Here is a 15,413-nt window from a genome sequence, read left to right on the forward strand (position 1 = left end):
TTAAACTTTGCCTTCTTTCCATTGTTGAAACAATGCTTTTGCTTCTTCGCTTACCATTGGGTATAAACCAATAATTGGTGTACCGCCTTGTACCTTTTCCATGACAAATTCTTCGTACAATGTCATATTAATACATTCATCGGCTACCTCATCTGCTAGATGTGCCGGAATGATTATTACACCATCATCATCTCCAAGAATAATATCTCCAGGAAATACAGCAACATCACCACAACCAATTGGATCGTTTATGGCAATAGCTTGATGTAAAGTAAGATTGGTAGGAGCCGATGGTCTGTTATGATAAGATGAAAAATTCAACGCTGCTATTTCGGCAGAATCCCTAAACCCTCCATCGGTTACAATTCCAGCTGCACCGCGTACCATAAGTCTGGTTACTAAAATTGACCCTGCCGAAGCTGCCCTACCATTCTGTCGGCTATCGATCACCAAAACAGCACCTTCTGGGCACTCCTCTACCGCAACCCTTTGCAAATGTTTTGGGTCTCTAAAAACAGAAATAGGATTTAAATCTTCCCTAGCAGGAATGTAGCGAAGCGTATATGCCTCACCCACCATGGTTGGTCTACCTGACTTTAATGGCTTTACACTTTGTATAAATTGATTTTTGAGTCCTTTTTTAAACAGGCAAGTAGCAACTGTTGCCGTACTTACTTTTTTAAGTTTCTCTTTAGTAGAAATAGATACTTTGGTCATAATTTCTTTTAAAAATTGTATTGTTAAGCTTTTTTCCAGGTTTCTTTGATAAAGGTTAAATCCTTTTTCATTTTAGCGAATACTTCTTTTTTATCCATGGTAATTTTAGTTGCACCATGCTCAGCCCCACCAAGGTCATATTCTAAATGCAATGATATTGGCACGTTTATTTTATACTTTTTAAGCAAGGAAAAATAATGTGTAAAATCTACCATGCCCTCACCTAACGGTGTATTTATCGGTTGCCACACCCCATCTTTTAATCCCCATTTAAAATCTTTGATGACCAACGATTTTATGAACGGTTGAATACGCCTTAAATCTAGCTCCCAACTTTTTCCACCTTCCACAACTGCATGTCTTATATCATACTGACATCCTAAGTAATTACTATTGGCATTGGCAAAAATTGGAGGCAGGTCCCATATTGGTGCTCCAACATGATTTCCTGCATGGTTTTGATAACAGCCAACCAACCCTAAATCTTTATTAACTTCTGACAACTTAACAGCTTGTGCTGCAAATTGTGCCTGACTCGCATCTATTGAGACATCTTCTGGATACGATAACCAACCGGTACGATAATGACTGAATCCGGCATTGCTGGCAGCTTCTAGCACTTGTTTTTCCTCTGGTTTGGTTATGTCCCATACGTTGGTCGTCATCATTTGAGGTTTCAATCCGTATTTCTTCATGGCTTCTACCGCAAGGGGCAAATCATCAACAACTCTTTCTGGCAATACATGACCTTTTGGTCTTACGGTTACATCCAATCCATCAAAACCTATTTCCGTAGCTTGTGCAGACATTTCATTATAATCTAAAAACTGTAAATGCTTGGAGAATAGGTTGATCTCCAATTCATCATTAGCAGTAGAAAATGATGACGCAAAAGCACCATTAATATGTAGTAACGGTATACCAGCCAGCACGGTAGTCGTTTGTTTTGTGAATTGTCGCCTTGACAGCATTTTATCATCATTTCTCATTTTCCCTTGCTTAAAATTATTTTTATACCAGTTTAAATGTTAAAAATTTGGAGGTCTTACAAATATATGTAATTTTGGTCAACCAAATTGGTTAACCAGTTTAGTGTTTGAAATTCACTAAAATCCTTATGCTTCCCTATGTATAGGCGAAATGTAGTTGATGATGTTAACTAATCCATCAAAAAAAAGTTCAAATCAGTTTAACTCGATTACAATGAATAAGTATATTTTTCTATTAGCTTCTGTTTTTTTATTCGTTTCCTGCGGAGAAACTTCAAATACCAATACCATTACGGTAAAAGATATAAACGAATTGAATTCGGCCATATCAAATGCCGGTCCCGGTGATGAAATAGTCATGACCAATGGCGAATGGAAGGATGTCAACATTAAGTTTGTAGGCTATGGAAATGAAGAAAGCCCAATTACCTTACGTGCCGAAACGGCCGGTGAAGTAAAAATAACAGGCTCATCTAATTTAAAATTAGGTGGAGAACACCTTATAGTTAACGGGCTACATTTTACAAACGGTGCATCGCCATCGCAGGCAGTTATAGATTTCGGCATTTCTCAAGATACTGTAGCCAATCATACTAAAGTAATTAACAGTGTTATAACCGATTTTAATAAAGCCCAAAGAAATATGACCGATTTATGGGTACGCTTTAGAGGTCGCCATAATGAACTTGATCATTGTTACATCGCCGGAAAATCAAATAGAGGCCCTACCGTAAGAATAGACCTTGCCGGAAACAATAGTATTAAAAACTACCATAAAATTACCAACAATTATTTTGGTCCAAGACCTCCAAAGGGTGGGCCAAGTGCAGAGACCATTCAATTGGGCAACAGTTTTACCTCAATGGCGCCTAGCCACACTCTGGTAGCCAATAACTTTTTTGATCATTGTAACGGTGAAGTAGAAATAATTTCAAGTAAAACCAACTTTAATGAATTTAGAAACAATGTGTTTTATAAAAGTGAGGGATCTCTAGTTACAAGACATGGCAATTACTGTATTGTAGACGGCAACGTGTTTATAGGTGATGACAACTCTGATCAAATTGGTGGAATTAGGTTGATAGGGACAGGGCATTGGGTCACCAACAATTACTTCTATAATTTAAACGGACAAACATTTAGGAGCCCCCTAGCCGTTATGAACGGAATTCCAAAATCTCCTTTGAACAGGTATTTACAGGTTACCGATGTGGTTGTTGCAAACAATTCGTGGGTCAATTGTGTATCTCCGTGGCAGTTTGGAGTGGGCTCTAATATTGACCAAAAAGATATTCTACCAAAATCTGAAATTAGGTCGGCTACTCCAATAAGAACAATTGTTGCCAATAACCTTATCTATAACGAAACAGCTGACAAACAGCCAATAGTTAGACACGATTCTATAGATGGTATTCTATTTAAAAGTAATATCATCAACAACCAAGGCGGTATTTTCAATGCCGTTGACGGACTTATACAAGAAGATGTCTCCATGACCGTAGCTAAAGGCAATATTTTAATGCCAGAACAACCTTTATCGGACTTTGAACTGTATCATGGTTTTGAGTTTGACCAGATCAAAACGGATCTATTTGGTAACTCAAGAGGCGATAAAAATATGGTAGGTGCCGTGGTGGGTACACCAACCGGTAAAACCGATATGATGAATACTTCGTTGTACGGACCAGACTGGTTCAATAAAAATTCCTTAAAAAATACCACATTTAAATCCCATACCGCTGCTACGACTAAAGAACTTACTACTGCACTAGAATCAGCCATAAATGGAGATACCATTATTTTATCAGCCGAACGCTATGAAATAAACAACCCTTTAAAAATCAATAAAAAGCTTTCGATATTGGGTACCTCAACGAACTCAAAAACCACTATAGTGTATAATGGCCCAAAGGAAACGCCTGCTTTTGAAATGCACCCTAAAGGTGAACTCAGCCTGCAAAATGTACATCTAAATGGGCAAAAAGAGCTATATGCCTTTGCCAGTTTAAAAGAAAACATGTCTAGCTTATATAATTTAAACGTAGTGGATTGTATTATATCCGACTTCGATTACGTCTTAAAAGCCTACAAATATTCTTTCTCTGAATACATCACTTTTGAATCTACCTCGGTTTTAAATTGTGCAAATGGCTTGGAACTTTCTGAAGAAATGGAGGACAAAGGTGAATACAATGCAGAAAACATCGTTATCAACAACTGTACTTTTGATAGTGTGGCACGTAATGTGATCGATTATTATAGGGGTGGTTATGACGAATCTACCGTTGGGGGTAACCTTGTTGTTACCAATAGCACCTTTACCCATTGTGGCGCAAAAGCTGATAGCGGTTTGCTTTTTAACACGTATGGCATTATCAATGTTAATCTAACAAACAATGAATTCATTGATAACCCCGTAAAATTTGTAGCTCGCCTATGGGGTGCCAAAAACAATAGCGCAAAAGATAATGTCATAAAAAATTCTGGGGAATTGATTGTGCAAGAAAACTTACCTATGAAATTAATGTACTAACTCAAATAGACATGAAAAATACGCTAATCTTATTTTTGATAGGTTTTTCAACAGTTCTTTGCGCACAGCACATACCCTCCAATACCGTTTTAGAATTTAACGAGCTTGTATCTGTTCTTAAACCTGAAACAAAAGCAAAAATAAATGAGGGAAATAACATCACCGAAAAGCAATTGGCCGCCTATTTCAGAGAGAGCTTCACAAAACGCTTTTTCTTTGATTACCGAACTGTAGGGCAACGACTAAAGTTCTACAACGAAAAATATAAGAATTCTGAGGAGCATAAAAATAGAGCTCAAGACCATATTTCAAAATTTAAAGATTCTACCCAATGGATTCTGCCCTTTAACTACTTAAGCGGCGATCCGGTCAATGCCTACGCTTTACGTCACTTGGCAAGACAACATAAAATGGCGGATGTTATTCTAACCTATTTTAATGAAGACAGAAATCCTGAATACATCAAGTACTTTGAAACTCAAATGCGTTCTTTGAATACTGCACTTGAAAGCGGAGCTTATGAGAAAATTGAAGACGGAAATGGGGTTTACGAAGTATTTAGATCTGGGTATAGAATACTCAATTGGTTATGGATCCATAATTTAATTTTAAACGAAGAGGAATATTCAGATAAAGATCAGCTTACTACCATAGCCACCCTACTTCAACATGGGCAACATCTTTACGAACGAAATCAAGAATTTCAACCCGGCAACCATCAAACAAGAGGTATGTCGGCTTTGGCAATGTTGTCGATTTTATTCCGCGATTTTGAAGGAACCGACCTTTGGTACGATAGAGCCATGCAACGCCTAGGGGAGCATTTAGACAAGGAAATCAATGATGACGGATTTCAATTTGAACGCTCTGTTCATTATCATATGAGCGATATCAATAACTACTATTACGTCTACCAATTGGCAAAGATCAATGATATTAGCATTGATAAGGCCTGGAAAGATAAACTGGAGGGATTATTTACCACCTTGGCAAAAATAGCTTATCCAGATAAAAGCGCTCCCGTACTGCAAGACGATACTGAAATACCTTGGGCAGAAACAAATGATATTTCGAAAATAATGACCCTAGGGTATTTGTTATTTGAAGATCCCGAGTTCGGATACTTTGCTTCAGATAATGTTAAAGAAAGAATGTATTGGTTTTTAAATCAAAAACAACTCGATCTACTTCAAAATATTGAACGTAAAAAACCTTCTTACGAGTCCCTCTCCCTGCCCAGCACTAACTATTACGTTATGCGTGAAGGATGGAATGCAAATGACAAAATGATGATCATTAGTGCCGGACTTGACAAGGACAAACCAGATCACCAACATGGAGATATGTTAGGTATTCAGGCCATGGCAAACGGTCATGCAATTCTGCCAAATTACCAGGTTAGATATTCTCTTGAAGATTTTGAATTGTTTAAAAACTCACTGGTTAAAAACGTGGCTTTGGTTGATAATGAACTGCAAGGTAAACAATGGACCTCTAATAAAGGTGGAAGTGGTTTTGGTAAATTTGGCAAACTACCTACCCCAACAGTTATTAATTGGACCAAGAACAAAGATTATGACCTATTTATTGGAAAACACGATGGTTTTAATAACGTAGGTGTTAGTTACTCAAGACAGGTTATTTATATTAAAAATGACTTTTGGATTGTGAAAGATAATTTTTCATCTGATCAGCAACATGAGTATACCCAAATATGGCAAGGCCATTATACCACTGAAAATGGCTCCAATCTAATAAGAGCTAATGCTCCCGATGCTAGTGGACATGATATTTTACAACTAAACGCTACAGATAGCGTAACCACTTCAGGTAGCCGAGGTAAGAATTGGAGCCAAGTTTCTAAACTTAACGAGAAAGACTTTAGTTTTTTAACGATTATATATCCCTATAAAGGATATGATAATAGAATAGATGAAACAAGCGAAGCATCAATCTTGAACGGTTGGAACATAAGTACATCTTCTTCCCAAGGTGAAAATTTCACCAGTATTAAAAAAGAAAACACGGCTTACTTTTTTGATGCATCTAACATAACATTTAAAGAAGTTGAGATAACCTCTTCTAAAAAAGCAGATTTTCTAATACAATATGAAGAAAACAATTTTAGAATAACGGCAATTGGTACCGATCAAATCACTTTTACCATTTCAAAACCGAAATCTAAGAAAATTAGCAAAACCCTCTCACCTGGTGAAACTTGGGAATTCTAAACTCATTAAATCACTAGGCTCATAACCGCTAATCAATTTAATATAAAGTACTTAGAAAACACAAAATTCAGTATAATCTAAGGGATTTTATATAGGAATAACGACATTATACATTTTACGAAATTAGTAACCACTCAGGGCTTTAATTATGATTATATAATTAAAACGACCGATATTATGTTAAATATTTGTAAGTCTTACAAATATCCTTATTTTTGGTAAACCAATTTGGTTAACCAGTTTTGATTTATGAAACCTCATCACCTATTATTTTCATTGTTGTGTCTTTTAATATTTTCTTTTGCTCCAAACACAACAACACCTAACCTAGTTCATACAGTAGAAGAGTTTGAGGCCAAACTAAAACAAGTTCAGCCCGGTGATAGCATTGTTCTAGCGAATGGAGTTTGGACGGACGCTGAATTACTTTTTGAAGCCAATGGTACTTCAGAAAAACCGATAACCCTTACGGTTGAAGAAATGGGAAAAGTAATTTTATCTGGAGAGTCGAATTTAAGGATTGCAGGAGACCATTTAATAGTTAAGGGGCTTGTTTTTAAAAATGGCTATACGCCTACCAACGCGGTAATATCCTTTAGAAAAAGTAGGGAAAAAATAGCCAATAATTCTCGTTTAACCGAATGTGTCATTGACAATTATAATAATCCAGAACGCCAAGTACAAGATTACTGGATTACTATTTACGGAAAAAACAATCGAATTGACCACAACCATATAGCTGGCAAAAAGAATTTGGGCGTTACCATGATCGTTGGTTTGGACACTGAAGAAAGTAGAGATAACAACCACAAAATAGACCATAATTATTTTGGACCAAGACCTACCTACGGAAATAATGGTGGAGAAACCTTAAGAATTGGCACTAGCCATCATGCCTTGGAAAAATCGAACACTTTGGTCGAGTCCAATTATTTTGACAGAACCAATGGCGAGCATGAGATTATATCGAACAAAGCCTGTAACAATACTTTTAAATACAACACTTTTTTTGAATGTACAGGCACATTGACCATGAGACACGGCAATGAAACGTTAGTGGATGGTAATGTATTCATTGGAAACAACAAACCAAGTACCGGTGGTATTCGTGTAATCAATGAAAGTCAAACAGTAATAAACAACTACCATATTGGTTTAACCGGTTACCGTTTTAGAGGTGCTTTTGTTATGATGAACGGTGTACCCAACTCACCTCCTAATAGATATGTACCTGTTATAGACTCTAAGGTGAACAACAACACATTTGTAAACTGCGACAACATTCTTTTTGGGGCAGGCAGCGATGCGGAAAGAAGTCAGGCTCCCAAAACTTCAGAATTTTCAGGAAACATTATTTATAACGAAACCAAAAAAGATGTATTCACCATTGATGATGATATTAGCGGTATTACATTTAAGAATAACATTCTGGGTGAAAATTCTGAAACCACAATAGAAGAAGGGTTTAAAAATGCAAAAATAAAACTGGTAAAAGACGAGAACGGATTATTGATTCCTACTTCTAGTAAAATTAAATCAAAAGTATCTATCAGCCCTAAAATTGCGACCAAAGAAAATACAGGTACAAGCTGGTATTCAAAAGCCGACAACTATATAGCTTTAAACTCTGGCAACACTATAAAGGCGAATGCTGGCATCAATACCTTATATGAGGTCGTAAAAGTGTCTAAACCTGGAGATATTATTATTTTAGAAGAGGGAGGCACCTATTTATTGACCAAAGCGGTAAAGATTGACCATCCACTAACTTTTAAAACTAACGGCGAAGAAAAAGCGACCATCCTTTTTGAAAGAATGATGGCTTTCGAAATACAGAACGGAGGTAGTTTGTCTTTAGAGAACATTAGTTTTAACGGTACCAAATCTCCTGATTACGCCGGCAATTCTGTTATAAGCACCAGTAAAACCAGTATGATAGACAATTATAAACTGTTTATTGAAAATTGCGAATTTAAGGACATGGTAGTAAACCACTCCTTTGATGTTCTTAGGGTTTCTAAAGGAACATTTGCCGATACCATAAGCATTAAGAACTCCAGTTTTAAAAATATTTCTGGAAGTATTGCTGCATTGGATAAAGAAACAGACGATATAGGCGCTTATAATGTAGAATATTTTATAATGAAGAACAATGCCATCAATGATTTGCAAGGTGCTGCATTAAGGCTATACAGAGGTGGTAAAGATGAGAGCACATTTGGTCCGTTTTTAGAAGTAGAGCATAATGTATTCGACCATGTAGGTTATGGCAAAAAAAATAAATATGACGCCGCCCTTTCTTTATATGGTGTGCAGGAAATTGACATCAAGAACAATATTTTTAAAGACAGCAAAGCTATAAATATGCATTTGGTAGTTGGTGAACCTATTGTAAAGGTTCTTAACAATGCTTTAAGCAATTCTGAAAAACTAATTGTTACCGGCGACCAAAAATATGAAGTGGACAATCAATGGGAAGTTGCCCCCGAATTTGACGAAAGCAGTAATTATTTATTGAGTACAGACTCTCCTCTAAAGGGTAAAGGTACCGATGGCAAAGACTTAGGTCTAATTAAAAATTAACTACAAGAATGACCAAAAACATAACAACATTGCAAATACTTATTTGCTGTATTTTTCTTTGCCTAAATACTATGGCACAAGAACACCCTAGTTTGATCCTTACAAAGAAAGGTGTACAAAAAATTCGGGCAGAATTAGGTAATGTGCCTTTATTCGATGCTACCCTACAACAGCTAAGAGAAGAAATAGATGCAGAAATAAACTTAGGTATAGATACACCCGTACCCAAAGATTATTCTGGCGGCTATACACATGAACGCCATAAACGTAATATGGTAGTTATGCAACAAGCAGGTGTTCTCTACCAAATACTGGAAGATGAAAAGTATGCCGAATATGTAAAGGATATGCTTATGCAATATGAAGCTATGTATAAGACATTACCGCTGCATCCAAAAACAAGATCGTATGCCAGGGGTAAATTATTTTGGCAATGTTTAAATGACTCTAATTGGCTGGTTTACGTTAGCCAAGCTTATGATTGTATTTATGATTATTTGGATAAAGCGGAAAGAAAAAAGCTTGAAAAAAATCTATTTAGACCTTTTGCAGACCACATATCGGTAGACAGTCCGCAATTTTACCAAAGGGTTCACAATCACAGTACTTGGGGAAATGCCGCTGTAGGTATGATTGGTTTGGTCATGAACGATCAAGAATTGATTGAACGGGCATTATACGGTATAAAAGGAGTTAATTTAGACAAAACCGCCAAAGATGATGATGGTGGATTTTTAAATAAAGATGGTAAGGCAGGGTTTTTAGCTAATATCGAAGAGCCTTTTTCACCAGATGGTTATTACAACGAAGGTCCTTACTACCAACGTTATGCCATGTATCCATTTCTAATTTTCGCTGAAGGATTGCACAATGTAAAACCTGAACTTAAAATTTTTGAATACAAAGATGGCGTGCTATTAAAATCCATAGATGCCCTTTTAAACTTATCTGATGCCGATGGCGACTTTTTTCCTCTTAACGATGGGCAAAAAGGAATGTCATTTTATAATAAGGCATTGGTTACAGCCGTAGATATTTCCTATTATTTTGGCAACCAAGACCCTGGTCTACTTAGCATAGCCGCTAAGCAAAATAAAGTCTTGTTAGATGACTCTGGTCTGGCAGTCGCATTAGGGGTTAAAAATGGGAAAGCACAACCATTTGAAAAAAAATCGATCAACCTATCTGACGGTCCAAATGGCAAACAAGGTGGTGTAGGTATTTTAAGAAGCGAAGGTTTAGAACTTGTTTTTAAATATGCCTCGCAAGGATCTAGCCACGGCCATTACGATAAGTTATCTTATTCTTTCTACGAAAACGGCGATGAAGTGCTACAAGATTACGGATTGGCCCGTTTTGTAAACATTGAACAAAAAGGCGGTGGAAATTATTTGAAAGAAAATAAAACTTGGGCAAAGCAGACCATAGCTCATAATACCGTAGTACTAAATGAACAATCTCATTACCAAGGCAAATATGATATTGGCAGCAAGTACCACCCTAGTTTATATGTCTTTGATAGCGCTAAAGAAAATATTCAAATTGTAAGCGCTAAAGAAACAAATGCTTACCCAGGCACCGAAATGCACAGGACCATGGCTATAATTAAGCAAGACGGTTTTGAAAAGCCCTTTATGCTAGATATTTTAAAAATATCATCAGATAGCACGAATCAATACGACCTCCCCTTCTATTTCATGGGGCAAGTTGTAAGTACCAATATTGATTATAAAGCTCCTAAAACATTAGAGGCACTAGGAGACGGCTATGGATACCAGCATTTATGGCTAGAGGGTTCAGGTACAACTGAAGATGAAAACACCAAATTTAGTTGGTTAGAAAATGGCAGGTTCTACACCTTAACATCGGCAACCAATAACAATGACGAATTTAAATTCGTAAGAATAGGTGCAAATGATCCCGAGTTTAATTTAAGAAGGGAAGCCGGTTTAATTTTACGCAGAAAAGATACCCAAAATACACTTTTTGTATCCACAGTAGAATCTCATGGTAGTTATAGTCCGGTTTCAGAGTTAGCCTTAAATTCCAATAGCGGCATAAAAGAGCTAAAGGTTATTTTTGATAGTGCTGCATATACGGCAATTGAAATTAAAGATGTAAAAGGTGGAACAAGCATTTTTATTTTAGCAAATACAAACGCATCTAAAGACGCTAATCATAAATTAAAAATAAACGATAAGGACTATGAATGGTCTGGTTCTTATTACTTTAATAAACAATAACAGAAATAGATTATGAAAAGATTCAGTGAAAAATATGTCATAGCAAAAGACATGGAATGGGAAGAACTTGGTGGCGGAGTATCAAGAAAATTCTTAGGATATGACAATCAAATTATGATGGTTAAGGTAAAGTTTGAAAAAGGGGCTCTAGGTGCACCTCACCAGCATTTTCATACGCAAGCCACATATTGTGTATCGGGTAAATTCGAATTTGAAATTGATGGTGTAAAACAAATAGTAGAAGCTGGTGATGGTGTTTACATTGAACCTAACTTGTTACATAGTGCCGTTTGTTTAGAAGAAGGTATGCTTATAGACACTTTTAGCCCTGTTAGAGAAGATTTCTTAAGCGGTAGCGAAGTATCATACTTTGGCGACAAATCTTAACAAAGTAAACCGAGTCTTGTTTTAGACTGTAGGGATTAACAAATGTATTATATCAACACATAAAATTACTTGATGTAAACATATTTCAATAACACTTTAAATGCTGGACCAATACATATGGCAACAAAAAATACATCCGCTATAGGAAAATTTAAAAGAAGCCTTAAAAATTTTGGCCCAGCATTTTTTATCATAGGCTATGTTGTAGGTACTGGCAGCGTTACCTCAATGGTAGTTTCTGGGGCAAAGTATGGACTTAGCCTTTCATGGGCACTACTGTTGTCTTGTTTTTTTACCTATTTTCTTTTGGTCGCCATTAGCAAATTGACCATAGTTTCTGGTGAAACCCTAATGTTCAATTTCAAAAAGACATTTGGTAAGCCATTAACAATATTTATAATTACCGCCCTATTGGTCTCCATAGTCTCATCTTGCATAGGGGTTATGGGCGTTGTCGCAGAGGTAACCATGGAATGGATTTCGGTGAAGACAAATATTTCTTTTCTTAATGGTCCTATTGTAGCCGTCTTTTTCATAGCATTACTAATTGCACTTTTTTGGACTGGAAAGCACGAAAATTTTATAAAAGCCATGAGTATAATGGTCGGGTTTATGGCCTTGGCTTTTATTGTAACCAGTTTTATGGTGGTCAAAGAAGCAGGTACTTCTATCGCCTCATTTTTTCCTGAATTACCTTCAGGCGATAATAATGGATTGGTTATTGCCGGTATTGTGGGCACCACAATGGCAGGTGTCTGCTTAGCTTCAAGAAGTATTTTGGTGCAAGAACAAAAATGGGGATTAAAAGATTTAAAAACAGAAAATAAAGATGCCATGTCATCTATGATCATGACTTTCTTTATTAGCCTCGCCATTATGATCAGTGCAACTGGAACTTTATACTTTAAAGGAGGAAAAGTTGATGACGCCACCGATATGATGCACGCTTTAGGACCATGGGCAGGAGATTTCGCACTTACCTTATTTACTCTGGGAATTATAGGAGCGGGACTCTCATCGATCTTTCCCAACTTACTACTTTTTCCTTGGTTGGTTTCCGACTATACCGGTACAGAACGCGATATGAAAAAGCCTCTTTACAAACTTATAGTGGTACTAGTTGCCCTATCGGGTTTAATAGTTCCCATTTTAGGAGGAAAACCGGTTTGGATTTTAATTGCTTCCCAGGCCTTGAGTCCGTTTGTAATGCCACTGATCACTCTTTTTCTGCTTATACTATTGAACAAAGAAAGCGTCATGAAATCACATAAAATAGGACTTTGGATGAATTTGGCATTAGGCGCAACATTCATTTTCAATTGCTATATGCTATATGTTGCCCTAAACGGTTTTATCGATTTTATATCGTAGCTGTAATTCTTCTACAACCATCAAGATTTAATTATATGAAAAACGTATTGCTGGTATTCGTTTTGGTATTTCTAATAATATCCTGCACAGAAAAAAACCGTGTCAATGGTATTCGTGTCGAAAATATGGCACAACTTAATAATGCTATAGAACAAGCCGTTGCAGGTGATCATATTATACTTTCAAATGGAATTTGGGAAAACGCTACTATAAAATTCTATGGTAAGGGAACAAAAGAACAACCTATAATTCTAAAAGCCGAAACACCAGGAAAAGTCTTTTTAGAGGGTAACTCATATCTTCAATTAGGAGGAGAATATTTAACCGTTACCGGATTATATTTCACCAATGGGCACTCACCAAAATCATCTGTGATTAGATATATGATCAATGAAGACAGTGTTGCCAACTATTGCCAAGTTACAAATACGGTGATTAAAGACTTTAATAAACCCAACAGATATACCAATGATCGTTGGATAGAGCTTTATGGCAAGCATAATAGTTTTGACCACAATTATATTTCAGGTAAATCAAATGATGGAGAGACCTTACGTGTTTTCTTTACCGGAAACCAACATATAAATAACCATCATCAGATTGTACATAACTATTTTGGACCACGCCCAAGGAAAGGTGGACCAAGAGCTGAAACTATTCGTATTGGTGATAGCAAGACCCGTTTTGCACCCGGTTATGTAAATGTTTCCGATAATTATTTTGAAGCTTGTAACGGTGAGGTCGAAATTATTTCAGACAAGACCAATTTTAATCTTTTCAATCATAATATCTTTTACAAATCTGAAGGGTCGCTTGTTTTAAGACATAGCAATTATGCCAAAGTAAACGGTAACATTTTTATTGGTGGAGATGACTCTGATTTTTATGGCGGAGTAAGAGTTGTAAATTCTGGACATTTGATCACCAACAATTATTTCTACAAAATTAAAGGGGAGGAATTTAGGTCTCCTCTTGCGATTATGAACGGCATTCCCATAACACCATTAAACAGGTACCTCCAAGTTTCTGATGTGGTTATAGCACATAATACATGGATAGACTGTACATCTCCATGGCAAATTGGTATTGGACAAAATGTAGAAAGCGCAAGTGTATTACCCCCAAGCGAAATACGATCAGCCCCACCTATTAGATCTATAATTGCCAATAATCTTATTTACAACACCAGTATTGATGAAAACCCTATTATCAATCATAGTGAAATGGATGGTATTAAATTCAAGAATAATCTGATTGACAACAGTAATGTTACCTATACTAAATATGAAGTAATTCGGAATGGTAATATAAAAATGAATAAAATCAATGAATGGTTATATGTCCCCACCGTTTTAAATGATTCAGTATTAAGTAATACATATCGAGGGAAAGATGTTGAAAATATCGACACCGACCTTTTTGGTGCTATCCGAAAAGAAACAAATAACATAGGTGCCATCAACCAAATATCAGCAGCAGAAAAATTTGAGATCAATAAATCTGAATATGGACCAGATTGGTTCTCACCTGAAGATGAAGTGTACGAGCCTAAAACAATTAAGGCAACTGCAGCAAAAGGTGATTTAATTCAAAAAATTCAGCAAGCTCATTCTGGCGATATTATTGAACTGACAGATGCTACTTATCAAATTAAAAATTCTATTGACATCGACAAAAACATCACATTACTTTCAAAAGACACTATTAATAAAGCGCAAGTGATTTTTAACGGTATTACGGACAGTATAGCTTTTAAAATGCATCCTAAAGGAAATCTAACATTGAAAAACATCAGCATAAAAGGTTCATTACAAACTAAAGCCTTTTCTCCTTTACAAGCCAATATGTCGGCTGCCTACACCTTAGATTTAGAAAATTGTGACGTAGAAAATTTTGCATATATACTTAAAGCCTATAAAGGTTCATTTGCCAATACCATTAATATTAAAAACAGTTTCTTTAAAAATTGCCTTAACGGTATTGTTTTGTCTGCAGATGAAAAAGGAGATTACAATGCTGAAATGGTCAATATAGATCAATGTACTTTTGAAAATATCAATAAAAATATAATTCATTTTTTTAGAGATGGTTATGACGAGTCTACCATTGGCGGACATTTGACCATCACCAACAGTAATTTCATAACTTGTGGAAAGCTTGAAGAAAGTGAAATACTTTTAAAAACAAAGGGCATTATCAACGTGTTACTCGCCAACAATACATTTAAGGACAATCCTGTGCGATTTGCAGCTTTATTATGGGGAGAAAAGAATAATCACCACACTAATAATACTTTTATCAATACAGGTGAAATAAAGGTTGAAGAGCAGCAAAAACTAAAAATCCTTTATTAAAGTAC

The 15,413-nt window shown here is 36.1% G+C and carries 9 protein-coding genes; 7 read left to right on the plus strand and 2 right to left on the minus strand.

Going from position 1 to position 15,413, the window contains the following annotated elements; translation table 11 throughout:
* Together DCS95_RS11815 and DCS95_RS11820 are read right to left on the minus strand one after the other, a co-directional pair.
* Complete coding sequence (locus DCS95_RS11815) at positions 1 to 717, minus strand: ribonuclease activity regulator RraA (RefSeq protein WP_116771008.1); 717 nt, start codon at positions 715 to 717, stop codon at positions 1 to 3.
* A gap of 23 nt (positions 718 to 740) precedes the next feature.
* Positions 741 to 1,706, minus strand: coding sequence for a sugar phosphate isomerase/epimerase family protein (locus DCS95_RS11820; RefSeq protein WP_116771009.1), 966 nt, complete (start codon positions 1,704 to 1,706; stop codon positions 741 to 743).
* A 214-nt stretch (positions 1,707 to 1,920) separates the two neighbouring features.
* Here DCS95_RS11820 and DCS95_RS11825 point away from each other — a divergent pair, with 214 nt between their 5' ends.
* The 7 genes from DCS95_RS11825 to DCS95_RS11855 all read left to right on the plus strand — a co-directional run bounded on the left by DCS95_RS11825 (position 1,921) and on the right by DCS95_RS11855 (position 15,408).
* On the plus strand, positions 1,921 to 4,239 hold the full coding sequence (locus DCS95_RS11825) for a chondroitinase-B domain-containing protein (protein WP_116771010.1): 2,319 nt from the start codon (positions 1,921 to 1,923) through the stop codon (positions 4,237 to 4,239).
* An 11-nt stretch (positions 4,240 to 4,250) separates the two neighbouring features.
* Positions 4,251 to 6,470, plus strand: a complete 2,220-nt coding sequence (locus DCS95_RS11830; RefSeq protein ID WP_116771011.1) for a heparinase II/III family protein — start codon at positions 4,251 to 4,253, stop codon at positions 6,468 to 6,470.
* Between the two features lie 249 nt (positions 6,471 to 6,719).
* Entirely contained in the window at positions 6,720 to 9,053 is a 2,334-nt protein-coding gene (locus tag DCS95_RS11835) for a chondroitinase-B domain-containing protein (protein ID WP_116771012.1), read from the plus strand.
* 71 nt (positions 9,054 to 9,124) lie between these two features.
* The gene (locus DCS95_RS11840; RefSeq protein ID WP_244178450.1) at positions 9,125 to 11,296 is read left to right on the plus strand and encodes an alginate lyase family protein; all 2,172 of its coding nucleotides are present in this window, start codon (positions 9,125 to 9,127) and stop codon (positions 11,294 to 11,296) included.
* Between the two features lie 12 nt (positions 11,297 to 11,308).
* A complete protein-coding gene (locus DCS95_RS11845; RefSeq protein ID WP_116771014.1) occupies positions 11,309 to 11,683 on the plus strand; it encodes a cupin domain-containing protein in 375 nt (124 codons plus the stop codon).
* Positions 11,684 to 11,800: 117 nt separating this feature from the next.
* Positions 11,801 to 13,054 (plus strand): Nramp family divalent metal transporter, encoded by a 1,254-nt coding sequence (locus DCS95_RS11850; protein WP_116771015.1) that lies wholly within the window; start codon positions 11,801 to 11,803, stop codon positions 13,052 to 13,054.
* Between the two features lie 35 nt (positions 13,055 to 13,089).
* Positions 13,090 to 15,408 (plus strand): chondroitinase-B domain-containing protein, encoded by a 2,319-nt coding sequence (locus tag DCS95_RS11855; RefSeq protein ID WP_116771016.1) that lies wholly within the window; start codon positions 13,090 to 13,092, stop codon positions 15,406 to 15,408.
* Positions 15,409 to 15,413: the final 5 nt, after the last annotated feature.

This window comes from Maribacter litoralis, assembly GCF_003075045.1.
GTDB lineage: Bacteria > Bacteroidota > Bacteroidia > Flavobacteriales > Flavobacteriaceae > Maribacter > Maribacter litoralis.

Coding starts and splice junctions, on each gene's coding strand:
- DCS95_RS11840 (WP_244178450.1), top strand. CDS start 9,125: ATGGCACAAGAACACCCTAGTTTGATCCTTACAAAGAAAGGTGTACAA.
- DCS95_RS11815 (WP_116771008.1), bottom strand. CDS start 717: ATGACCAAAGTATCTATTTCTACTAAAGAGAAACTTAAAAAAGTAAGT.
- DCS95_RS11835 (WP_116771012.1), top strand. CDS start 6,720: ATGAAACCTCATCACCTATTATTTTCATTGTTGTGTCTTTTAATATTT.
- DCS95_RS11845 (WP_116771014.1), top strand. CDS start 11,309: ATGAAAAGATTCAGTGAAAAATATGTCATAGCAAAAGACATGGAATGG.
- DCS95_RS11830 (WP_116771011.1), top strand. CDS start 4,251: ATGAAAAATACGCTAATCTTATTTTTGATAGGTTTTTCAACAGTTCTT.
- DCS95_RS11850 (WP_116771015.1), top strand. CDS start 11,801: ATGGCAACAAAAAATACATCCGCTATAGGAAAATTTAAAAGAAGCCTT.
- DCS95_RS11820 (WP_116771009.1), bottom strand. CDS start 1,706: ATGAGAAATGATGATAAAATGCTGTCAAGGCGACAATTCACAAAACAA.
- DCS95_RS11855 (WP_116771016.1), top strand. CDS start 13,090: ATGAAAAACGTATTGCTGGTATTCGTTTTGGTATTTCTAATAATATCC.
- DCS95_RS11825 (WP_116771010.1), top strand. CDS start 1,921: ATGAATAAGTATATTTTTCTATTAGCTTCTGTTTTTTTATTCGTTTCC.